The organism is Lonepinella koalarum, assembly GCF_004565475.1.
In the GTDB taxonomy this organism is placed as follows: domain Bacteria; phylum Pseudomonadota; class Gammaproteobacteria; order Enterobacterales; family Pasteurellaceae; genus Lonepinella; species Lonepinella koalarum.
This window is the reverse complement of sequence record NZ_SRHX01000030.1, coordinates 1-802: the sequence shown is the minus strand read 5'-3', so window position 1 is coordinate 802 and position 802 is coordinate 1. Positions and strand designations below refer to the sequence as shown.

1 protein-coding gene is annotated in these 802 nt (G+C 40.9%); it reads left to right on the top strand.

The annotated features are described in order from the left end of the window. Window positions 1-581: 581 nt before the first annotated feature. Window positions 582-802 (top strand): DNA-binding domain-containing protein (locus E0709_RS12120; protein ID WP_135107941.1); only part of this gene is annotated, 221 nt, incomplete at its 3' end.

Sequence of the window (802 nt, the reverse complement as noted above, 5' to 3'; positions counted from 1 at the left end):
ATCCAATCAAAATGATAGAAATTGCACGCCAGAATGAACTCGCTCGGTGTCACTTTACGGTTCATGTCTACCTCGCTGAGCACCACGTCACTTAACAATGTCTGCGCACATCTTTGTCCTTTGTGTTATGAGCACATCTTTGTCCTTTGTGTTATGTAAGGCCACTGGGCCCACTGCGGGTCAGCATGACGTTACAATGTCCAGAAGAAAAAATAAGATTGGCCATCCTCAATTTCAGACAACAAAGGCGTATGGACGGTATTGACAGATTAATTAACGAAAAATTCCAAACAAAAAGTATTTGGAATACTATCAAAGCCCTACTAGGAAAAACCAGCCAGTATAAGCCTATCCAGTATCTTGACACCGGTGAAAAGAAGATATTTTCGAACCAAGATAAAGCAAGTTGCTTTATCAGAGAAAGCTGATATATTCAACAGTCATGTTAGAGGTGAGAAACAAGCTTCAATTCGAGCTAGATATGGTCAACGGTTTCTACCATCCCCCATTAAAAAGATAAAATTTTGCAAAAATTTGAGGATAACCGTTTAAAAGAGTAGCGCAAACGTCTTAGAGAGGCTATGTATCCAGAGGTTGAGAAAGCTCTATTCAAATGGTTTGAACAAGTGCGTGGTAAAAGTGTACCCGTCACTGGACCTCTGCTTCTCGAGAAGACGAAAGAATTTGCCGAACAGATGAATGTGCAAGACTTTAATGCCAGTCCTGGTTGGTTGGACCATTTCAAAGTAAGATCCAACATAGTTTTCAAAGCAGTTTCGGGTGAGAGTGAATCGGTTTCCCA